This window comes from Solilutibacter tolerans, from assembly GCF_900155935.1.
GTDB lineage: Bacteria > Pseudomonadota > Gammaproteobacteria > Xanthomonadales > Xanthomonadaceae > Solilutibacter > Solilutibacter tolerans.
This window is the reverse complement of record NZ_FTLW01000001.1, coordinates 176,143-198,419: the sequence shown is the minus strand read 5'-3', so window position 1 is coordinate 198,419 and position 22,277 is coordinate 176,143. Positions and strand designations below refer to the sequence as shown.

The 22,277-nt window shown below is 62.1% G+C and carries 19 protein-coding genes; 9 read left to right on the top strand and 10 right to left on the bottom strand.

Annotation, left to right across the window (positions count from 1 at the left end; all coding sequences use genetic code 11):
• The first annotated feature begins 47 nt into the window (after window positions 1-47).
• The 8 genes from BW989_RS00945 to coaE all read left to right on the top strand — a co-directional run bounded on the left by BW989_RS00945 (window position 48) and on the right by coaE (window position 8,870).
• Entirely contained in the window at window positions 48-1,631 is a 1,584-nt protein-coding gene (locus BW989_RS00945) for a sensor histidine kinase (protein ID WP_076584638.1), read from the top strand.
• A gap of 48 nt (window positions 1,632-1,679) precedes the next feature.
• Window positions 1,680-3,134 carry a sigma-54-dependent transcriptional regulator gene (locus BW989_RS00940; protein WP_076585228.1) on the top strand — a complete coding sequence of 485 codons (1,455 nt, stop codon included), beginning with the start codon at window positions 1,680-1,682 and terminating at the stop codon, window positions 3,132-3,134.
• A 267-nt stretch (window positions 3,135-3,401) separates the two neighbouring features.
• Window positions 3,402-3,818: a pilin gene (locus tag BW989_RS00935; protein WP_076584637.1), complete on the top strand. Its 417-nt coding sequence runs from the start codon at window positions 3,402-3,404 to the stop codon at window positions 3,816-3,818.
• An 86-nt stretch (window positions 3,819-3,904) separates the two neighbouring features.
• Window positions 3,905-4,318 carry a pilin gene (locus BW989_RS00930; protein ID WP_076584636.1) on the top strand — a complete coding sequence of 138 codons (414 nt, stop codon included), beginning with the start codon at window positions 3,905-3,907 and terminating at the stop codon, window positions 4,316-4,318.
• A 58-nt stretch (window positions 4,319-4,376) separates the two neighbouring features.
• Window positions 4,377-6,104 carry a type IV-A pilus assembly ATPase PilB gene (gene pilB / locus BW989_RS00925; protein ID WP_076584635.1) on the top strand — a complete coding sequence of 576 codons (1,728 nt, stop codon included), beginning with the start codon at window positions 4,377-4,379 and terminating at the stop codon, window positions 6,102-6,104.
• Between the two features lie 3 nt (window positions 6,105-6,107).
• The gene (locus BW989_RS00920) at window positions 6,108-7,376 is read left to right on the top strand and encodes a type II secretion system F family protein (protein ID WP_076584634.1); all 1,269 of its coding nucleotides are present in this window, start codon (window positions 6,108-6,110) and stop codon (window positions 7,374-7,376) included.
• A gap of 3 nt (window positions 7,377-7,379) precedes the next feature.
• Entirely contained in the window at window positions 7,380-8,246 is an 867-nt protein-coding gene (locus BW989_RS00915; protein ID WP_076584633.1) for a prepilin peptidase, read from the top strand.
• Window positions 8,247-8,249: 3 nt separating this feature from the next.
• Window positions 8,250-8,870 (top strand): dephospho-CoA kinase, encoded by a 621-nt coding sequence (gene coaE, locus BW989_RS00910; RefSeq protein WP_076584632.1) that lies wholly within the window; start codon window positions 8,250-8,252, stop codon window positions 8,868-8,870.
• Here the strand turns inward: coaE and BW989_RS00905 are convergent, their stop codons facing one another.
• From BW989_RS00905 to BW989_RS00895, 3 genes are all read right to left on the bottom strand, one after another.
• On the bottom strand, window positions 8,871-9,839 hold the full coding sequence (locus BW989_RS00905; protein WP_076585226.1) for a Nudix family hydrolase: 969 nt from the start codon (window positions 9,837-9,839) through the stop codon (window positions 8,871-8,873). It lies immediately after the preceding gene.
• A 121-nt stretch (window positions 9,840-9,960) separates the two neighbouring features.
• Window positions 9,961-12,699, bottom strand: coding sequence for a preprotein translocase subunit SecA (secA, locus tag BW989_RS00900; protein WP_076584631.1), 2,739 nt, complete (start codon window positions 12,697-12,699; stop codon window positions 9,961-9,963).
• Window positions 12,700-12,833: 134 nt separating this feature from the next.
• Window positions 12,834-13,721: a M23 family metallopeptidase gene (locus BW989_RS00895; RefSeq protein ID WP_083688084.1), complete on the bottom strand. Its 888-nt coding sequence runs from the start codon at window positions 13,719-13,721 to the stop codon at window positions 12,834-12,836.
• Between BW989_RS00895 and BW989_RS00890 the strand changes: the two genes are divergently transcribed.
• On the top strand, window positions 13,720-14,145 hold the full coding sequence (locus BW989_RS00890) for a DciA family protein (RefSeq protein WP_165688532.1): 426 nt from the start codon (window positions 13,720-13,722) through the stop codon (window positions 14,143-14,145). The genes BW989_RS00895 and BW989_RS00890 overlap by 2 nt on opposite strands.
• Window positions 14,146-14,294: 149 nt before the next feature.
• Here BW989_RS00890 and lpxC read toward each other — a convergent pair whose 3' ends face one another.
• The 7 genes from lpxC to murG form a co-directional block, all read right to left on the bottom strand.
• On the bottom strand, window positions 14,295-15,218 hold the full coding sequence (gene lpxC / locus BW989_RS00885; RefSeq protein ID WP_076584629.1) for a UDP-3-O-acyl-N-acetylglucosamine deacetylase: 924 nt from the start codon (window positions 15,216-15,218) through the stop codon (window positions 14,295-14,297).
• A 196-nt stretch (window positions 15,219-15,414) separates the two neighbouring features.
• Window positions 15,415-16,668, bottom strand: coding sequence for a cell division protein FtsZ (gene ftsZ, locus BW989_RS00880; RefSeq protein ID WP_076585223.1), 1,254 nt, complete (start codon window positions 16,666-16,668; stop codon window positions 15,415-15,417).
• Between the two features lie 150 nt (window positions 16,669-16,818).
• A complete protein-coding gene (ftsA, locus tag BW989_RS00875; RefSeq protein WP_076584628.1) occupies window positions 16,819-18,066 on the bottom strand; it encodes a cell division protein FtsA in 1,248 nt (415 codons plus the stop codon).
• Window positions 18,063-18,800: a cell division protein FtsQ/DivIB gene (locus BW989_RS00870; RefSeq protein ID WP_076584627.1), complete on the bottom strand. Its 738-nt coding sequence runs from the start codon at window positions 18,798-18,800 to the stop codon at window positions 18,063-18,065. The genes ftsA and BW989_RS00870 overlap by 4 nt, the downstream gene beginning before the upstream one ends.
• Complete coding sequence (locus tag BW989_RS00865) at window positions 18,797-19,762, bottom strand: D-alanine--D-alanine ligase (protein WP_076585221.1); 966 nt, start codon at window positions 19,760-19,762, stop codon at window positions 18,797-18,799. The genes BW989_RS00870 and BW989_RS00865 overlap by 4 nt, the downstream gene beginning before the upstream one ends.
• 4 nt (window positions 19,763-19,766) lie before the next feature.
• Window positions 19,767-21,224, bottom strand: coding sequence for a UDP-N-acetylmuramate--L-alanine ligase (gene murC, locus BW989_RS00860; protein ID WP_076584626.1), 1,458 nt, complete (start codon window positions 21,222-21,224; stop codon window positions 19,767-19,769).
• Window positions 21,221-22,261, bottom strand: coding sequence for an undecaprenyldiphospho-muramoylpentapeptide beta-N-acetylglucosaminyltransferase (murG, locus tag BW989_RS00855; protein WP_425476633.1), 1,041 nt, complete (start codon window positions 22,259-22,261; stop codon window positions 21,221-21,223). Before murG ends, murC begins: the two co-directional genes overlap by 4 nt.
• Between the last annotated feature and the right edge of the window lie 16 nt (window positions 22,262-22,277).

Sequence of the window (22,277 nt, the reverse complement as noted above, 5' to 3'; positions counted from 1 at the left end):
CCCCCAACCCTCAATGAAACTGGCCCCACGGAGCCTGCCTACGCCCCATGAACGCGCTTTCGCACCAACCCGTGTCGCGGCATCCGCTAGGGGCGGAAGTCCAGCTGTACGTGATTTATCGCTTGGTTGCCGCCGCACTCGTCGCCTTGATGTTGGTGCTGCCAGCGTCCTCTTTGTCTTGGGGCGTGGCATTCAACAGCGCAGCGGGTTTCACCGGCATGGGCTATGTCCTGGTTGCCGGGTTACTGCTGGCGCTGAGCTTTACCCGGGTCCAGGTGCGATGGCAGCTGATCGTAGGGACGATCGTCGACTTGGGGTTCGCCTCCGTCGTCCTGAGCCTGCTGCCGGAGGCAATCGCCGTCATCGGCGTGTTGCTGCTGTTTACCATCGCTTCCGGGGCTTTGATGGTCTCCACCAGTTTCGGTGCCCTGTCCGCAACCCTGTCATGCGCGATGCTTATCAGCATTTTTGCCGGCAATGAAGCAAGCCGGCATGAGATGGGGCCTTACCTCATTCCCTTGATGCTGGCTTATTACACGATTGCACTATTGGCCGGGCGCATAGGTCACCGCATCGCCCTGGCCACCTGGGCCACGTCCGCGCAGCAATTGGAGATCGCCGAGCTCTCTGCATTGACCCAACAAATCCTCGAGCGACTGCCCGCAGGCGTGGTGGTGGTCGATGCCAAGGGCGATATCCAGTCCAGCAACGAAGTGGGTGCGCAATTGCTGCAGTTGCCGCCGGAGGGGGATCGACGCTCACTGGCCGTGGCATCGCCCGAACTGCAACGCATGATGGAAGCCTGGGAGCGCAATCCGGACGCGGAACGCAGCCCGGTGACTGTAGGCGTAGACGCACGCCAGATTGAGCCGCAATTCTTTCAGCTGCACCCGGACAGCGACGAAGTATTGGTCTTCCTCGAAGACACATCACAAGCCACCAAGCGCGCCGAAAGCATCACCTTGGCCACGCTGGGGCGCTTCTCTGCCAGCCTTGCCCACGAGATCCGCAACCCGTTGTCGGCGATCAAGTATTCCGCGCAATTGCTCAATGAGTCGAGCCATCTGGATGTGATGGATCGACGCATGCTGGACATCATCGACCAGCAGATCCAGCGCATGAACGGCATCATCGACAGTGTGCTGGGGCTTGCCCGCCGCGAACGCGCGCAGCCGCAAGACTTCGACCTGGGCGAGATGCTGCATGACTTCCTTGCCGAATATGCCGCTGGCTTCCCGCTCGACAACGACACCTTGGAGCTGCAGGCCCCTTCGACAAAACTGCGCGCGCATGCCGACCCGAAGCACGTGCACCAGATATTGATGGTGCTGGTCAGCAACGCCCGCTATTACGGCCGCATGCCCGACCAACCCGCCCACATGATCCTGCGCCTGCGCGACGAGGGCCTGCATCTAATCATCGATGTATTGGATCGCGGCCCCGGCATCCAGGAACATGCACAAAAAGGCTTGTTCCGGCCATTTTTTACTACATCCAGCCATGGCACCGGGCTTGGGCTTTACATCGCCCGCGAACTGGCGCGGTCAAATGACGGCGACCTCCAATACCTGCGCCGCACCAACGGCAGTTGCTTCCGCCTGATCCTGCCGCATGCCCCGACCGCACCCTGATGCTGCTAGGCTTTCAGACATCATGGGGAATTGTTTTCGGAGTATCGCGTGACTGCAGCTCAGTGCGCTTTGGTGGTGGATGACGAGCGCGACATCCGTGAACTACTGGTTGTCACCCTCACCCGGATGGGACTGCGCGTCGAAACCGCGGCCACCGTCGGCGCGGCCAAGCAGCAACTCGCCCAGCAACCTTTCGTCTTCTGCCTGACCGACATGCGCCTGCCCGATGGCAGCGGCATGGAGCTGCTCGCGCACATCAGCGCGCACTATCCGATGACGCCCGCGGCGATGATCACCGCCTTCGGCAATGTCGAGGCTGCGGTCGAGGCATTGAAAGCCGGCGCATTCGACTTCGTCGCCAAGCCGGTCGACTTGCACGCGCTGCGTGACCTGGTCCGCCATGCCCTCAAGTTGCGCTCCGAGCGCGGCACGATGGCTCCGATTGCAGCCACCAGCAACGAGCAAGCCGCCAACACCGCGATTGCCAAGCTGGAAGGCGATTCAGCGCCGATGCAAGCACTGCGTCAAACCATCGCCAAAGTGGCGCGCAGCCAGGCCCCGGTCTACATCTGGGGCGAATCCGGCACCGGCAAGGAACTCACCGCGCGCAGCATCCACGACCTCAGCCCGCGCGCGTCCGGTCCGTTTGTACCGGTGAACTGCGGCGCCATTCCCAGCGAGTTGATGGAAAGCGAATTCTTCGGCCACAAGAAGGGCAGCTTTACCGGTGCCCATGCCGACAAGGTCGGCTTGTTCCAGGCGGCCAGTGGCGGCACTTTGTTCCTGGATGAAGTCGCCGAGCTGCCCATGCCGATGCAGGTCAAATTGCTGCGCGCCATCCAGGAGAAACGCGTCCGTCCGGTCGGTGCGGCCGGCGAAGTGGATGTCGATATACGTCTGCTCTCCGCCACGCACAAAAATCTGGCGCAACTGGTGGATGAAGGCAAGTTCCGCCACGACTTGTACTACCGCATCAACGTGATCGAATTGCGCGTGCCGCCGCTGCGCGACCGCGGCGATGACTTGACTGCCCTGGCCGATGGCATCCTTGCGCGACTGGCGCGTGAGCAAGGCATCCCCGCACCACGGCTGGGCGCTTCTGCGCAACGCGCGCTGGGCGGCTATGCATTCCCAGGCAACGTACGCGAGCTGGAAAACATCCTTGAGCGCGCCATGACCATGGCCGATGGCGAAGTGATCGAAGCCGGCGACCTGCTGCTTCCGCAACAAGGCGCGGCCGCGCCAGCCTCGGCACCTAGCGAGCCCACTGTGAAAGCGCCTGCGCCCGCTGCACCGGCATTAGCCACGAACGACGGTGGCGTAACAGAGATCCTGGATGTCGAACCCGGACAAGCGCTGCCCGATGCCATCGAACAAATGGAGCGCGCCGCGATCGAACAAGCGCTCGTTGCCAATCGCTACAACAAGACCAAGACCGCCGCGCAGCTGGGCATTACCTTCCGTGCGCTGCGCTACAAACTAAAGAAGCTGGGCATCGACTAAGCAGGGGTGGGTGATGATGTATCACCCATGAAACAGTTGCGCCCAAACCGCCCATCAGCCCCGCCGAAAACGGCCGAAACTGACCAAAAACGGCAATTTCGACCCGGTCATCGGGTCAAGCGAGCGTGAAAAACGTGATTCCGGCCACTTCCAAGTCTGGCACGGCTCCTGCATAGTCCTACTGGCACGTGCCTGAAGCACGGCTGTCTACGGACCGGAGATGCCGGCCACGGGACACGTGACGTACCAACTACCCTGGGGATACAAATGAACAAGCAATCTGGTTTTACCCTGATCGAACTGATGATCGTTGTCGCGATCATTGCGATCCTGGCGGCTATCGCCATCCCGCAGTACAACGACTACACCGCCCGTGCCCAGCTGTCTGAGGCTTACACCCTGGCCAGCGGCCTGAAGACCCCGATCGCTGAGGCTTTCGCGCAAGACAACACTGCTGCCAACTCGTGCGTGGTTCCGGCAGGTACTGTTACCGCTGGCAAGTACGTGGCCACACTGACTGCCAACGCTTCCTCGCCTTGCGTCATCACTGCAACGATGGCTGCTGCCGGCGTGAACAGCAAGATCGCTAGCGACACTGTTACCCTGAGCTTCGCCCCGGCTACCGGTGCTTGGACCTGCGCCACGACCGCTCCGGCCGAAGTCAAGCCGAAGGCTTGCCTGTAATCGCAGCCTGACGGCCGTGATACAAAACCCCGGCCTAACGGCCGGGGTTTTCTTTTTTGCATCCACAATACTGGGGAGAATTGACGATGCATACGCAGAAAGGCTTCACCCTGATCGAGCTGATGATCGTCGTCGCGATCATCGCCATCCTTGCCGCCATCGCCATCCCGCAATACAACGATTACACCGCCCGCAGCCAAGTCAGTGAGGCCGTGACCTTGTTGGGCGGCTTGAAGACGCCAGTCGCAGAGGCCTTCGCCAACGACAATAGCGGCACCTCTTGCGCAGTCCCCGCCGGCGCAGTGTCCAGTGGGAAGTACGTGCAAAGCATCACTGCAGTCGCGGCCACGCCTTGCGTCGTCACCGCCACCTTCAGGGCCACGGGTGTCAACCAGAAGATTGCTGGCGAAACCGTCACTATCACTTACACCCCCGCCGCTGGCAGCTGGGCCTGCACCACCAGCGCACCGGCCGAAGTGCGCCCCAAGGCCTGCCTCTGAGTCGGCATAGTTGTAGGCTCTGCGCTAAAGTCATGTCCTGCCACGACACACGCCACCTATGAACGCTGCCATCCATCAAAACCTCATCGGTATTACCGGCATCACACGTCGGCTGGCCATGGATGGCGCGCTGGACGCAGAAACAGCTCGCGCCGCGCAAGAGGCCGCGACCAAGGCGCGCCGCCCCATCGCTCAGTGGTTGCTGGATGAAAAGCTGATCACCGCTGCACAGCTGACGGCTGCCAATGCGGTCGAGTTTGGCCTACCTGTCCTCGATCCCACCACCATGCCGCCACAACCGGATACCCTCCGGCTGGTTTCTGAAGAGCTGGTGCATAAGCACAAAGTGTTACCACTGTTCAAACGTGGGAATCGCCTGTTCATCGGCACCTCGGACCCTGCCAATCTTCAAGGCATGGATGAGATCAAGTTCCAGACCAATATGGCCGTCGAGCCCATCCTGGTTGATGCCGATACCCTACAAAGAACCTTGGAGATCTGGCAATCCACCGGCGACAACCTCAGCGACCTCCTAGGTGGTGGCGATGATCTAGGCACCCTCGAAGTTGCCGACGACTCAGCCGACAATGGTGACAAAGGGATTGATGCCAAGAGCGAGGACGACACGCCGGTCGTCAAGTTCATCAACAAGATTCTGATCGACGCGATTCGCCGCGGCGCATCGGATATCCACTTCGAGCCGTACGAAGAAAACTATCGGGTGCGTCTGCGCATCGATGGCGTGCTGCGTAGCGTGTCCAAGATGGCCAACAAAATGCACGCCCGCATTGCCGCCCGTTTGAAAGTGATGGCGCAGCTGGATATCGCCGAGAAGCGCATCCCGCAGGACGGTCGCATCAAGCTGAATTTGTCCAAGACCAAACAGATGGACTTTCGCGTCAGCACGCTGCCCACCCTGTTTGGCGAAAAAATCGTGCTCCGCATCTTGGATGGTGGCGCAGCCAAGCTGGGTATCGAGAAACTGGGCTACGAAGAGGATCAACAGAAGCTGTTCCTAGATGCCATCCATAAACCGTATGGCATGGTGCTGGTCACTGGACCGACCGGCTCGGGCAAGACGGTGTCTTTGTACACCGCACTCGGCATCCTCAACGACGACACCCGTAACATTTCCACGGTGGAGGACCCGGTGGAAATCCGCTTGCCGGGCGTCAACCAGGTCCAGCAGAACACCAAGACCGGCATGACCTTCGCGGCGGCCTTGCGCAGCTTTTTGCGTCAGGACCCGGACATCATCATGGTCGGCGAAATTCGTGACTTGGAAACGGCGGAGATCGGCATCAAGGCGGCCCAAACCGGCCACATGGTGCTTTCCACTTTGCATACCAATGATGCCCCGCAGACTATCGCGCGTCTGATGAACATGGGCGTCGCTCCGTTCAACATCACCAGCTCGGTGACCTTGGTGATTGCCCAGCGCCTGGCCCGGCGGCTTTGCCCCAAGTGCAAACAGGAGGCCAAACTGCCCGAGCATGCCCTCACCGCTGAAGGCTTCAGCGTGGCGGAAATCGCCTCCGGCCTCAAAGTTTACGAGGCTCAAGGTTGCAGCGAATGCACGGAAGGGTATAAAGGGCGGACGGGTATCTATCAGGTCATGCCTATGACTGAAGAAATCCAGACGATCGTGCTCGAGGGGGGTAGCGCTCTGCAAATCGCCGAGGCCGCACAGCGGTCGGGGGTCAACGACTTGCGCCAATCCGCTCTGGAGAAGGTCAGGCAGGGCATTACCAGCCTGACCGAAATCAACCGCGTTACCAAGGACTAAGCCATGTCGGCCACTCGCTCCGCCATCTCACGCCCAACCGCCGCAACACGCGGGGTTCAGCAGGCCCCGATGCCGATCTTCACCTGGAAGGGCACGGATAAACGCGGCATCGTGATGAAGGGCGAACAGCAAGCCAAGACTGAGGCATTGTTGCGCGCAGAGCTACGTCGTCAGGGCATCAATGCCACCCAAGTACGCCCCAAGAGCAAACCTTTGTTTGGGGCCGCAGGCAAGAAAATATCGGCGAAGGAAATCGCCATCTTCAGTCGCCAACTGGCGACGATGATGAAGTCCGGTGTGCCGATCGTTCAAGCACTGGAGATCATTGGTAGCGGGCAAAAAAACCCGCGCATGGCGAACATGGTGAACGATCTTCGGGCAGACATCGCGGGCGGCTCATCCATCTACGAAGGCATGAGTAAATTCCCAGTCCAGTTCGACGAGCTTTACCGTAATCTGGTGAAAGCAGGCGAAAGCGCTGGTGTACTGGAAACAGTTCTGGAGACCATTGCCAGCTACAAGGAAAATATCGAAACACTTAAGGGCAAGATCAAGAAAGCCTTGTTTTACCCTGCCATGGTCATCGCCGTCGCCATCCTTGTTAGCGCGATCATGCTGGTATTCGTAGTGCCTCAGTTCGAAGATGTCTTCAAAGGATTTGGTGCTGAACTACCGGCGTTCACACAACTGATTGTTTCCGCCAGTCGTTTCATGGTTTCTTGGTGGTGGGTTGTTCTGGGTGTTGTGCTTGGCGCGATCGTCGCTTTCGTCTTTTTCTACAAGCGTTCCCTGAAATTCCAACATTTTCTGGACAGGATGGTGCTCAGGCTGCCGATCATTGGGCAGATCATGCACAACTCAGCCGTCGCACGCTTCGCCCGAACACTTGGCGTCACTTTTGCGGCAGGCGTGCCGTTGGTGGAGGCCCTCGCCACCGTGGCAGGCGCCACTGGCAACAGCGTGTACGAAAAAGCAGTGTTGCGCATTCGTGACGATGTAGCCGTCGGCTACCAGGTGAATATGGCGATGAAGCAGGTCAACCTGTTTCCCCACATGGTGGTGCAGATGACCGCCATCGGCGAAGAGGCCGGCGCCTTGGACGCGATGTTGATGAAGGTCGCCGAGTTCTTCGAACAAGAGGTCAATAACTCGGTCGATGCGCTCTCCAGCCTGATCGAGCCGTTCGTCATGGTCATCATCGGCGTATTGGTGGGCAGCATGGTCATCGGCATGTATCTGCCGATCTTCAAGCTGGCCTCGGTCGTAGGCTGAGGCATGGCTTTTCTCGATCAGAACCCCGCGCTGGGCTACCCAGTGGCGGCAGCGCTTGGCCTGGTGGTCGGCAGCTTCCTCAACGTGGTCATCCTGCGCCTGCCCAAGCGGATGGAGTGGCGCTGGAAGCGCGATGCGCGAGAGATCCTTGAGCAGCCGGAGATCTATGATCCGCCACCGCCGGGGATCGCTATAGAGCCTTCGCATTGCCCGCACTGCAAGACACGCCTGCGTTGGTACGAGAACATCCCGCTGATCAGCTGGGCGATACAGGGCGGCAAGTGCCGTCACTGCGGCGCGAAGATCTCCCTGCAGTATCCGTTGGTGGAGTTCATCACCATGCTCCTCACACTTGCCTGCGTTTGGCGCTTTGGCTTTGGCTGGCAGGGTTTCGGCGCAGTGCTGTTCACCTGGTTCTTGGTCGCGGCCTCGGGCATCGATTTCCGCACGCAGCTATTGCCCGACTCGCTCACATTGCCACTGATGTGGCTGGGCTTTATCGCTGCGCACGAGAACCTCTTCGTCGGCCCCAAGACGGCGCTGGCGGGGGCGATGGTCGGCTATGGCAGCCTGTGGCTGGTGTGGTGGCTGTTCAAGCAACTGACCGGCAAAGAAGGCATGGGCCATGGCGACTTCAAGCTATTGGCGGCCATCGGCGCCTGGTGCGGGCTGAAAGGCATCCTGCCGACGATCCTGTTCTCGTCGCTGGTCGGCGCGATCATCGGCTCCATTTGGCTCGCAATGAAAGGGCGCGACAAAGCCACGCCCCTGCCCTTTGGCCCTTATCTCGCCATTGCGGGCTGGATCGTCTTCATGTGGGGCGATGAGCTGGTCGGTCGCTACATGCAGCTGACCGGGATGGGCGGCTGATCGATGGCGCAGTTCCGGGTCGGGCTGACCGGCGGCATCGCTTCGGGCAAGAGTGCGGCGGATGCGGCCTTCGCCGGGCTGGGTGTTGTCATCGCCGATGCCGACGTGATCGCGCGCGAGCTGGTCGAACCCGGGCAAGCCGCGCTGGCCGAAGTCGTCGCGCATTTCGGCACCGATGTATTAGGGGACGATGGCCGTCTGGATCGCGCGTCCCTGCGCGGACGCATCTTCGCCCACCCTGCGGACAAGACTGCGCTGGAGTCAATCCTGCACCCGCGCATTCGCGCCGAACTGGAAGCCCGCACCGCTGCCGCACCCGGGGATATCGCCATCGCATCGATTCCGCTCTTGACCGAAGGCGGTGGTCGGGATGCCTATCCGTGGCTGGACCGGATACTGGTCATCGATGTCGCACCTGAAACGCAGCGGGCACGATTGATGGCACGCGATGGCATCGATGCCGAACTGGCCCAGCAGATGATTGCCGCGCAAGCTTCACGCGAAGATCGACTCGCAATCGCGGACGACGTTGTGTGCAATGAAGACACGCTCGATACCCTGCGCTCACGCATAGCTGAGCTATGTCGTTTCTACCAACGCTTGGCAGCCGAAGCCGCGGGCTGATCAGCTTTGTGATGGCCCCTGCGGCCATAGCGCACGAATGGCCGCGATACCCTGCGCACCCTGCTGGCGCGCGTCTGCCATCGCATCCATGCCCAGTCCACCAATCGCATAAATGGGCAAGGACGTGCATTCGCGCAGCGCGGCAAAGCGCGCCCACCCCATGCCAGGCTGACCGGGGTGGCTGGCGGTTTCGTTCACCGCGCCCAAGACAACGAAGTCGCATCCCACCATCTCCGCGCGCTTCAGGTCATGTGCATCGTGGCAGGATGCCGCCAGACGCAGGTCGTCCGGGAAGTCACGCTTGCGCCGCTTCTTGAGTTGCTCCGCGCGCAGGTGCAGGCCCACGCCGTAAGTCATTGCCAAGGCTTCATCGCCATTGATCAATATCTCGGCGCGGCGTATGCGACAACGCGCCACGGCCTCAGCCGCCAGTGTGCGCCAACGCCCCTGCCCTACGTCCGGTGCGCGCAGCTGCACACGGCGAATGCCGGTGGCGAGCGCGGCATCGAGTGCGGCCAGCCAGGCGTCATCGCTCATGTCATAAGGCGATGGCGTCACCAGATAGCGTTCTGCTTGCAACAGCGCGGCCACCACCGGGCGGTCCGCCGGCGGCATGGCATAGCGCGGCAGCTTGTCGCGCGGCACCCACGCCAGCGCCTGCCCATCCAGACCACGCGGGTGACCGCGGTGCGTTGGCACATGACGCACGTCCAACACGATGCGTTTGTGCGGCATTTGTTGCGGGACGCGGATCAGCGGCTCGCCAATGTCGGCATCAATGCCCAGCTCCTCCTGCAGCTCGCGTGCGAGTGCCTCTTCAGGCGTTTCGCCCGGATCGACCTTGCCGCCCGGGAACTCCCACAAGCCTGCCAGATCTCGCCCTTGCGTGCGCCGCGCCAGCAGCACCCGGCCGCGCACGTCGGTGACCACGCCAGCCATGACATGGATAGGCGGCGTGTTGTCAGGGATTTCGGCTGGCTTCGACAAGCAGATTGAGCGGGATGGGGGTCTACAGCTTCCCACGATCACGCCCAAACGCAAACGGCGCCGGGATTACCGACGCCGTTTTGCATGCTTCAGAAGCAACAGGTCAGGCCAACTGGCCGTGGCATTGCTTGTACTTCTTGCCCGAACCACAGGGGCAAGGATCGTTGCGGCCCACCTTGGACATCGCGGCTTGGCCATCGGCAAAGTCGGTCGCGCCCAGTTGATCCGCGCCTTCCTCATCGGCGCCGTAGCCACCCATGTTCGGGTGCTGGAACTGCATCTGCTGCTGCATGCGCTCGGCTAGGCGGCGCTCCTCAGCCTCGATCGCATCGATCTCTTCCTGGCTGCGCACGCGCACGCGGGCGAGCAACGTGGTGACCTCTCGCTTGACCGTATCCAGCATCTCCGAGAACAGCTCGAAGGCTTCCTTCTTGTATTCCTGCTTCGGCTGCTTCTGCGCGTAACCACGCAGATGGATGCCCTGACGCAGGTAATCCATGCGTGCGAGGTGCTCTTTCCAGTTCTGGTCCAGCACGTTGAGCATCAAATGCTTCTCCAGCATGCGCATGGTCTCGCCGCCCACCTGCGCTTCCTTGTCGGCGAAGAGTTTGTCGACCGCCTGTTGCACTTCTTCGGCCACTTGCTCCGCGTCCCACTCGTTGCGCGTCTTGTGCATCTCAACCAAGGGCAGCTCGACACCGAACTCGGTAGACAACTCGGCCGCTAGGCCTTGCAGGTCCCATTGGTCGTCGATGGAATTCGGCGGCACGAAGCGATCCACCATCGCGGCAACCACATCGCCACGAATACCGTCGATGTTGTCCTGAATGCTGTCGGCTTCCAACAGTTCGTCACGCTGCTGGTAGATCACCTTGCGCTGATCGTTATTGACATCATCGAAATCCAGCAGGTTTTTGCGGATGTCGAAGTTGTGCGCTTCCACCTTGCGCTGCGCATTCGCGATCTGCTTGGTGACCAGCGGCGACTCGATGATGTCGTCTTCCTTCAGGCCCATGCGCTCCATCATCTTCTGCACCCAGTCGGCGGCGAAGATGCGCATCAGGTTGTCTTCCAATGACAGGTAGAAGCGCGAAGAACCCGGATCACCTTGGCGGCCGGAACGGCCACGCAGCTGGTTGTCGATGCGGCGGGATTCGTGGCGTTCGGTACCGATAATGTGCAGGCCGCCGGCGGCCTTCACCGCGTCATGCCGCTGCTGCCATTCGGACTTGAGACGCGAACGCGTGGCCGCATCGACTTCCGCGCCGGTCTCGGCTTCCAACTGCGCGAGCTCCGCTTCCAGCGAACCACCAAGCACGATGTCGGTACCGCGGCCGGCCATGTTGGTGGCGATGGTCACCGCCTGCGGGCGACCGGCTTGCGCAACGATGATCGCTTCGCGCTCGTGCTGCTTGGCGTTCAAGACTTCGTGCGGGATACCTTCCTGATTGAGGAAGTCGGACAGCAGCTCGGAAACCTCAATCGACGTGGTACCGACCAGCGCGGGCTGTCCACGGTCGTAGCATTCTTTGATTTCCCTCGCCACGGCGCGGAACTTGCCGGCGCGATTAAGGAAGACAAGATCCGGATGATCCTTGCGCACCATGGTGCGATGGGTCGGGATGACGACTACTTCCAGGCCGTAGATGCTCTGGAATTCGTAGGCTTCGGTATCGGCCGTACCGGTCATGCCGGCCAGCTTGCCGTACATGCGGAACAGGTTCTGGAAGGTGATGCTGGCCAGCGTCTGGTTCTCGCGCTGCACCGGCACACGCTCCTTCGCTTCGACCGCCTGATGCAGGCCATCGGACCAGCGACGGCCCGGCAAAGTGCGGCCGGTGAATTCATCGACGATGACCACTTCACCATCGCGCACGATGTAATCGACATCACGCTGGTAGATCGCGTGCGCGCGCATCGCGGCATTCAAATGATGCACGACGTGGATGTTGTGAGCGCCGTACAGGCCATCGTCCTCACCCAGTGCGCCTGCCTGGCGGAGCAGCGTCTCCACATGCTCCATGCCGGCTTCTGACAGATGGACCTGCTTGCCCTTTTCATCCACCCAGTAATCGCCGTCGGCGTTCTCGTCCTTCTGCTTCGAAAGTTGCGGGACGATGGCATCGACCACCGCGTACAAATCCTGGTTTTCATCGGTGGGGCCGGAGATGATCAGCGGCGTGCGTGCTTCATCGATCAGGATCGAGTCCACTTCATCGATGATCGCGAAGTTCAGGCCGCGCTGAAAACGATCGTCTTTCGACAGCGCCATGTTGTCGCGCAGGTAATCGAAGCCGATCTCGTTATTGGTCGCGTAAGTGATGTCCGCGCCGTAGGCCGCATGCTTGTCCGAATGCGGCATACCCGGGTAGACCACGCCCACCGTGAGGCCCAGCCAGGTATAGAGCTTGCCCATCTGCGCAGCGTCGCGACGGGCCAGGTAATCGTTGACGGTAACGACGTGCACGCCCTTGCCGGACAGCGCATTGAGGTAGACAGGCAGCGTCGCGACCAGGGTCTTGCCCTCACCCGTGCGCATCTCGGCGATCTTGCCCATGTGCAGCACCATGCCGCCCACCAGCTGGACGTCGTACGGGCGCATGCCAAGAACGCGCACCGAAGCTTCGCGACAGACCGCGAAAGCCTCGGGCAGCAGCTTGTCGAGCGACTCACCTTCGGTGTGGCGGCGCTTGAACTCGTCGGTCTTGGCTTGCAGCTCGGCATCGGAGAGCGCCTGCATCTGCGCTTCGAGTGCATTGGTCTTGGCGACGATTCGGTCTAACTGGCGGAGAAGGCGGTCGTTGCGACTGCCGATGATGCGGGTGAGCAAGCTGTTGAACATGCGTTGGGCCGGTTGGGCGTCGCGATGGATCAGACACGCGGACGCTGAAAATGAAGAAGGGCGCCAAGGCACCCTTCGGCAACTCTTCATTGTAGTGGAGGCTGGACGGCAGCGTCTCAACCCCTGTTCACCTCTTATCCGCGAGTCGGCTTGTTCTTGCCCATGAACTGGCCCGGATTGACGTAGGCGCCGTTCTTCCAGACTTCCAGATGAACGTGGACGCCGGTGGAGCGGCCCGTGGAACCGGCCTTGGCGACTTCATCTCCCACCCGGACCAGATCGCCCACGCGGCGAGTCAGGCGCGAGTTGTGCGCGTAGCGCGTCACATAACCGTTGCCGTGGTCCACCTCGATGGTGTGGCCATAGCCGGAACGATCCGCGGCGAAAGTCACCACACCATCGGCCACGGCGACAACCGGATCCCCATGGTCAGCGGCGTAATCGATGCCCTTATGGAACTGGCCACCGCCACCGAACGGGTCGGCGCGCAGGCCGAAGCTGGAGGTGACGTAGCTGTTGGCCACCGGCACGCCCGATGGCAGGGCTGCGCGATCACGCTGGCGGTTGAACAGCAGCGATTCCAGCGCCGAGAGCTGGGTGCCCGAGCTGCGCAGGCCGGCGTCGAGTTGGTCAATGCCGCCGGAAAGCTCGTGGGGGGCGATGTCGCGGACCGGGCCGCCACCGCCCTGGCCGACCGGCTTGGCGAAGTCGAACTCGCCTTCCGGCAACTCGGCGTCGCGGGTCAATCGTTGGCCCAAGGCGTTGAGGCGCGTGGTCTCGGCCTGCAACTCGGCCAGACGCGCGGCCATCGCGTTCAATTCGCGCTGGGCGGCCTGCTGGCTGAGGCTAGCCGAGTCCTGACGGCTTCCCGCATCGACCACACCCATCACGCCCGCACCGCTGCAAACGCCCGCAACCAGCAAGCAGGCTGAAGCGATCCACGGCTGGCGACGGATGAAACGTCGCACGTGGGCGACGCCGCCGCGCGTATGCTGTGACAGCGTCTGGAGTTTGTCTTGCATGTCCAAATCTGATTCCTCGTCTTCCCATTCCCCTGCCGGTCAAGCCGGCTTGCAACCGGCATTGGATGCCGTGCTGCGGGAACCTGCGGGCGACACCTTGCGTCGCGCCATGTGGTTGGAAGCCGTGGACCGCGAGCTGCGGTCGAAGCTTCCCGTAGCCCTTGCGCCTCACATTCGCGTGGCGAACGTGGCGCAGGGACGGTTGTCCTTGCGTACGCATGTCGCCGCCTGGGCCAACCGCGCACGGCTGCAAAGCGACGACATCCTGCAAGCAGCCCGATCCATCGGGCTCACGGTGGAGCGTGTCGAGATCAAGGTGGCACCGATGGCGATGCTGCCCAGACCTGCACCGGAAAAACCGGCTTCCCCGGCCTCGCGTGCCGCCGTCGAAGAGGCGATCAAGCTGCTCGGCCAACACGACTGAGTCAGCTCTTCACGCCGCCTCCACACCGTGGGGATGCGTAGGGTAACGGTGCAAGTCGTTGAATTTGTTAAATAAGCGTTTCACAAAACGGAACGCGCAGTCAGGCTGGGGACATCGCCCCGCGGCTTGTTCAAGCTGTGACTGGCTGCTCAGGCGAGCGCGGGATTTCCGGCAGGCATGTACATGGACGGGATATCGCCAGGGGCGGCGTCATCGAAGCTCACCAGTTCCCAGGCAGAGGTTTCGGCCAACAAGGCGCGCACCAGCTTGTTATTCAGCGCGTGGCCGGACTTGAAGCCTTCATAGGCACCAATGATCGGATGGCCGGCCAGATACAAGTCGCCGACGGCATCAAGAATCTTGTGACGGACAAATTCGTCGGCGTAGCGCAGGCCGTCTTCGTTCAGAACGCGGAATTCGTCCAGCACGATGGCGTTGTCCATCGAGCCGCCCAGGCCCAGGTTGCGCTCGCGCATGTATTCCAGGTCGCGCATGAAGCCGAAAGTGCGCGCGCGGCTGACTTCCTTGATGTAGCGGGCGGTGGAGAAATCCACGCTGGCGCTCGATTGCGCCGCCGGAATGGCAGGATGATTGAACTCGACGGTGAAATCGAGGCGGAAGCCATCGTGCGGGGTGAAGCGCGCCCATTTGTCGCCCTCACGCACCTCCACTTCGCCGAGGATGCGGATGAAGCGCTTGGGCGCGTCCTGTTCGGCAATGCCAGCAGATTGCAGCAGGAAAACAAACGGACCAGCAGAGCCGTCCATGATCGGCACTTCGGCCGCGGACAGTTCCACATAGGCGTTGTCGATGCCTAGGCCCGCCATCGCCGACAACAAATGCTCGACCGTCTGCACCTTGGCCGGGCCACAGGACAGGCCGGTGCATAGCGTGGTTTCGGTGACCAGATCACCTTGCGCGGGGATTTCGACCACCGGATCCAGATCAACGCGGCGGAACACGATACCGGTATCGACGGGTGCAGGACGCAGGGTCAGGAACACCTTTTCGCCGCTGTGCAGACCCACACCGGTCGCACGGATCACGTTCTTCAATGTGCGCTGGCGAGTCATCGGCGGTTGCGATCCTGAACAGGCTTTACTTTCCGACCGTGCAGGTTATCACGCTGCCGGCTGAACGCTGCCGGAAGCCTTCTGCTGCAGGGCTTGCGGCCAGAAAGGCGTCGGGTCATCCGACCCGACGCAAAGGGACAGACATGGATGTTGCGCTTGCCGCCGGCAAGGTGTCACCTGCCGGCGGTGTGTCGTCTTAGTCAGCCTGGCGGCGCAGGAACGCCGGGATATCCAGGTAATCGGCACCACCGAAGTCCGCGGCCTGCGGCGCGGCGGAATCGCCCGCCGAAGACGAGGACGCACCACGGCGCAGGCCCGAAGCCAGACCCTGGGCCGGATTGAAGGTGTTGGCCGGGACGGCATCGATCGGCAGGCCGGTCGTGCCATCGCGCTTCACTTCCTGCACGTTCGGCACGATTTCCATCTGCGGACGCGGCTTGCGGACCGGCTCATAGCCAAAGTCGTTGCGAACCGGCTGGCGCACGGCATTGCGGTTGAGGCCAGTCGCGACCACGGTGACCTTGACCTCGTCCTGCATGTCCGGATCCAGCGCGGTGCCGATGACCACGGTGGCGTCTTCGGCGGCGAATTCGCCGACCACGCGACCGATTTCGTCGAACTCGGCCATGGTCAGGTCCGGACCGGCTGTGATGTTGACCAGGATGCCGTTGGCACCGTTCAAGTTCACATCGTCCAGCAACGGGTTCTGGATGGCGGCTTCGGCAGCAGCCTGGGCGCGGTCATCGCCGCGTGCGGCGCCGGTACCCATCATCGCCAGGCCCATCTCGTTCATCACCGTGCGCACGTCGGCAAAGTCGACGTTGATCAGGCCCGGACGCACGATCAGGTCGGCGATGCCCTGCACCGCGCCCTGCAGCACGTCGTTGGCGGCGCGGAAGGCCTGGATCATCGTCGCGTTGCGGCCAAGCACGGTGATCAGCTTTTCGTTGGGGATGGTGATGAGCGAATCGACGTGCTGCGAGAGCTCTTCGATACCCTTCATCGCCACCTGCATGCGGCGGCGACCTTCGAACGGGAAGGGCTTGGTCACAACGGCCACGGTCAGGATGCCCATCTCCTTGGCCAGCTGCGCCACCACCGGAGCAGCGCCCGTACCGGTGCCGCCGCCCATGCCCGCGGTGATGAACACCATGTCGGCGCCCTGCAGGGCATCCATGATGCGCTCGCGATCTTCCAGCGCGGCCTGACGGCCTACTTCCGGGTTCGCGCCTGCACCCAGGCCCTTGGTGACGTTGCTACCGAGTTGCAGCTGCAGCTTGGCGCCGCAGTTCTTGATGGCCTGCGAGTCGGTGTTGGCGGTGATGAACTCCACGCCATCCACCTGGCTGCTGACCATGTGCGCGACGGCGTTGCCGCCACCACCGCCCACGCCGACCACCTTGATGACGGCGTTCGGGGCCATTTTTTCCATTAGTTCGAAAGTTGCCATGTCCATGTCCTTTTTGTTGGGCCGGTGTCTGACGTCAATCCGGGAGTCGGACCCGCTCAGTCGCCATGCCGGCGTTTTGGTCTAGTTGTAGTTGTTCACGCTTGCCACGCTTGTTGCACGCCGGCCATCCGGCGTCATCGCACACACACTTCAGAACTGCCCGCTGTACCAATCCTTCAATTTCCGAATCCACTCCGGGCCGCCACTGCGGCCACCCGGCAGCAAGGTGCGACCGCTGCGCGGCTGATCCATCCGGCTGCCCATCAGGAGCAAGCCCACGCCCGTCGCATGTACCGGGTTGCCGACCACTTCGGCCAAACCTGATACGTGCTGCGGGATGCCCACCCGCACCGGCATCTGCAGCATTTCCTCGGCGAGTTCGACCACGCCTTCCATCTTTGAGCCGCCACCCGTCAGCACCATGCCGGCGCGCACCAGTTCCTCGAAGCCGGAACGGCGCAACTCGGCCTGGACCATCTCGAAAATTTCCTCGTAACGGCCCTGCACGGCCTGCGCCAGCGCGTGACGCGGCAGGCGGCGCGGCGGACGATCACCGACCGACGGCACCTGGATGCTCTCCTCGGCGGTCGCCATCTGCGCCAGCGCGCAGGCGTAACGCACCTTGATCTGCTCGGCTTCCGGGGTCGGCGTGCGCAGCATGTGGGCGATGTCGTTGGTGACGTGATCGCCGGCAATCGGCAGCGACGCCGTATGCGAGATCGCGCCCTGCACGAACACTGCGATGTCCGTCGTGCCTGCACCGATATCGACCAGCACCACGCCGAGCTCGCGCTCGTCATCGGTCAACACCGCTTCGCTCGAGGCGAGCGCGGCGAGAATCAAATCATCGACCGACAAACCACAGCGCTGCACGCACTTGGTGATGTTCTGTGCTGCCGATTGCGCACAGGTGACCAGATGCGCATGCACTTCCAGACGAATGCCGCTCATCCCGACCGGGTTTTTGATGCCTTCCTGCGAGCTATCGAGCACGTATTCGCGCGCGATCGCATGCAGGATGCGCTGATCAGAGGGAATCGCCACGGCCTTGGCCGCTTCCAATGCGCGCTCCATGTCGCCGTAGGTGACTTCGCCATCGCGCAGCGGCTCCATGCCCTGCGAATTGCGGCATTGCACGTGATTGCCGGAAATCGATGCGTAGACCGAGCGGATCTCGCAGCCAGCCATTAGCTCGGCTTCCTCGACGGCGCGCTGGATCGATTGCACGGTTGAGTCGATGTCGACCACCACGCCGCGACGCAGGCCGCGTGATTCATGACTACCGATGCCGATCACCTCGATCGGCATGCCCGGCGAATATTCGCCGACCAGCGCCGTCACCTTCGACGTGCCGATGTCGAGGCCCACGATCAGGGATTTGTCGCCTTTGCGGTTCATGCGGTTTTCCGGGGTAAAACTGTGGGGGATGCGGCTTCGCTCCACTTCAAAGCGAAACCATTGGCATAGCGCAGATCGGCGCGCTGCAAGGCGCGGCCTTCCGGCGCGATCAATTTGGGCAGCAGTTCGGCAAAGCGACGTACGCGCGACTCGGCGTCTTGGCGGCCGACGATTACTTGTGCGCCATCGGACAGGCGCAGCGACCAGCTGCCGCGTGCGTCCTGGCGAAGCTCGCGCACGCCCAGACCTAGCGGCGCGAACAACTCACGTGACTGGTTGTAGAAGGACAGGACTTCAGCCACGCGGCGTGCGTCACCGCCCAGTTGCGGCAAGCCCTTTGGCAACGCCTCACCCATCGCGCTGCGCGGATACAGGCGACCGCGCTCGGACAGCAGCAGCGTGTCATCCCACAAAGCCAGTGGACGATGTTCGCGGATATGCACTTCCAGCACGTCCGGCCACTTCTTGCTGACTTCGGCTTCTTCCACCCAAGGCAGATTGGCGAGTGCGACTTGCGCATCGTCCAGGCGCACGGCGAAAAAACCTTGCTTGGCGAAAGGTGCGAGCACTTTCTGCAGTTCGGCATCGTCAACGTGCTTGGCATCGCTCGCCACGCGCAGCTTGGTCAGCGGAAAGCGTTCCGTGCCGATCCAGCCGTTCACGACGGCAACCACCGGCAGCACGATGACCGCGATGGCGAGGAGGATGCCGGCGATGCGCAGGAAAGCGTTCACGCGAGATCGCCCTCCCCCATCGTTTGCTCAAGGATGCGCCAGCACAGCTCGTCAAATTCGATGCCGAGCACACGCGCGGACTTGGGCACCAACGAATGGCTGGTCATGCCAGGCGCGGTGTTGACTTCGATCAACTGGAAGCCGCGCTCGACATCGCGCATCACGTCGACGCGTCCCCAGCCACTGCAGCCGGCGGAGACGAAGCCTGCATGGGCAAGGCGGCGAATTTCGGCTTCGTCATCGCCTTCCAGGCCCGGCGTGATGTATTGCGTGTCATCAGCGATGTATTTGGCGTGGTAGTCGTACCACTCGCCCTTGGGCACGATGCGGATGGACGGCAACGCGCGATCACCGATGACGGGCACGGAGAATTCATCGCCGCGCACCATCTGCTCCATCAGCATTTCGCCGCCGTATTCGCCCGCAATTTTTTCTGCAGCGTCCAGCGCGGATTCATCGAGAATGCGCGCTACGCCGACGCTCGAGCCTTCGCTCGACGGCTTCAGGAAGACCGGGAACCCAAGCGCGAAGGCAGCCGCACGAACGTCACCACCCGCCGGGATGCGGATGAAACGCGGCGTCGGCAAGCCTTCCGCGATCCACACCTGCTTGGTGCGGATCTTGTCCATCGACAAGGCACTGCCCAGCACGCCGGAGCCAGTGTACGGAACACCCAATTGGTCCAGCACGCCCTGCAAGACACCATCCTCACCGCCGCCATGGCTGCCATGCAGGATGTTGAACACGCGATCCACTTTGCCCGCACGGATCTCATCGACCAATGCGGGGATGCCGTCCACCGCATGCGCATCGACACCGCGCGATTGCAGGGCAGCGAGCACCGCCGCCCCCGAATCCAGAGACACCTCGCGCTCGCTGCTGGTGCCGCCCAGCAATACGGCCACGCGACCGAAGCGCGCCGGATCGGTCACGGTCATCGCCGGGAATCGTGCTTCTTTCATCGAATCAATCATTGCCCGCCTCCTTGCGCGCGAAGCCTTCGGTGGCGATCTGCTGCGCGGCGGCACCGATATCGCCCGCCCCCATCAGCAACAGCAAATCACCATCACGCAGCACGTCCGGCAGCACGGTGCGCAAATCCGCAGGCGAGCCGACCAATACCGGGTCGATGCGGCCACGCGTGCGGATCGCGCGGGCAAGTGACTTTCCATCCGCGCCGGCGATCGGTGCTTCACCCGCCGGATAGACCTCGGTCAGCACCAATGCGTCGACTTCCGACAAGACGGCGGCGAAATCATCAAACTGGTCGCGCGTGCGGCTGTAACGATGCGGCTGGAACGCCACGACCAAGCGACGCTCCGGCCAACCACCGCGCGCGGCATCAAACACCGCGGCGAGTTCTTTCGGGTGGTGACCGTAATCATCGACCACGGTGACCGTGCCGCCATTCTCCAGCGTGAGCTCGGCCAACTGGTTAAAGCGACGGCCGATGCCTTCAAACTTTTCCAATGCTGCGGCAATCGTGTTCGGCGCGATGCCCAACTGCCAACCGATAGCGGCGGCGGCCAGCGAGTTCAACACGTTATGGCGACCTGGCAACGCCAAAACGACAGGCGTACACGAGCCATCGGGCAGACACAGGTCGTAATGCATGGCCGCGGCGATCTGGCGCACGTTTTCGGCACGCACTTCCGCGTGTTCGCTGAAGCCGTAGGTCAGCACGTGGCGCGGAGTTGCATCGGCTAGGGTCGCGACTTCGGCATCATCGATGCACAGCACGGCGAGACCATAGAACGGCAGGCGATGGAGGAACTCACCGAATGCGGCCTGCACTTTGGCGAAGTCGTTATCGTAGTTTTCCAGGTGATCCGCGTCGATATTGGTGATGACGGCAATCAATGGATTTAGGCGCAGGAAACTGCCATCACTTTCGTCCGCCTCGGCCACCAACCACTGGCTATCGCCAAGCTTCGCGTTCGCCCCCGCAGCAAGCAATTGGCCGCCAATGACGAAGGTTGGATCCTTGCCGCCTTCGTGCAGGACACTGGCAGTGAGCGAGGTGGTGGTGGTCTTGCCGTGGGTGCCGGCAATGGCGATGCCACGACGGAAACGCATCAACTCGGCCAACATCTCGGCGCGCGGCACGATCGGGATGCGCTGCGCACGCGCCTCCATCAGCTCCGGGTTGTCGGCCTTGATCGCCGATGACACCACCACGCAATCCGCGCCCAACACGTTGGCTGCCGCATGTTCGCGATCGATACGCGCACCCAGCGCTGACAAACGACGCGTCGCGGCATTGTCCGCGCGGTCGGAGCCGGAAACCTCGTATCCCAACGTGCACAGCACTTCGGCAATGCCGCTCATGCCCACGCCACCAATGCCGACGAAATGGACGCGGCGGAATGCACGCGCCAAGTCACCCGGGTCTTGCAAGCGACGTTCGAATACGGTCTTGATCATTTCGCCACCTCCAACACGGCGTCGGCCACACGCTCGGCGGCATCGGGTTTGGCAAGGCGGCGCGCGGCCTGCCCCATCACTTGCAACCGTTGCGGATCGGCGGCGAAGACCAACAGTTGCGCGTGCAGCAAATCGGCCAGCGCATCGGATTGAGGGATTAGCACCGCCGCATCACGCTCGACCAGATATTCGGCGTTGCGGGTCTGGTGATCGTCCACGGCCTGCGGGAACGGCACCAGTACCGACGGCACACCTGCCGCGCAAAGTTCGGCCAAGGTCAGTGCACCGGCGCGACATACCACGACATCGGCCCATTGATACGCGGCAGCCATGTCGGCGATGAACGCTTCGGGTTCGACATCCAGCCCGGCTTCGGCGTACGCCCGACGCGCTTCGTCCAGCATTCGTTCGCCGCATTGGTGACGCGTGATGAAATTGCCCTCTGGCAACATCGACAATGCCTTGGGCACAGCCAGATTAAGTGCACGTGCGCCCTGGCTACCGCCCAGCACGAGCAACTTGATTGGTTGCACAGGCGCAGCCCCACGCACTGGCAAGGCAGAAATCACTTCGCGCACCGGATTACCGACCACGCGTTCATCGGCAAACGTATCCGGGAAACCCGTCATTACGATGCGCGCTAGTTTGGACAAGACGCGATTAGTCAGGCCTGCCGCACGATTTTGTTCATGCACGAGGAGCGGAATGCCGGCAAATTTCGCCGCCAGTCCACCGGGGCCTGCTGCATAACCGCCGAAGCTCACTACCGCACGCGGACGTCGCTGCTTGAGCACCGCGCTTGCCGCGCGCACTGAGCCGATCAAAGCAAATGGCAGCTGCAACAATTTGGCTATGCCCTTGCCGCGTGCGCCGCTGACCGCAATGGTATCGATCTTGATGTCGTGTTGTGGCACCAAGCGCGTCTCCATGCCGCCGTCCGCACCCAACCACGTCACCGGAACGCCACGCGCACGAAGCGCAGCAGCCACCGCGAGTCCGGGGAAGATGTGGCCGCCGGTACCACCGGCCAAGATCATCACGGGTGCGTTCGTG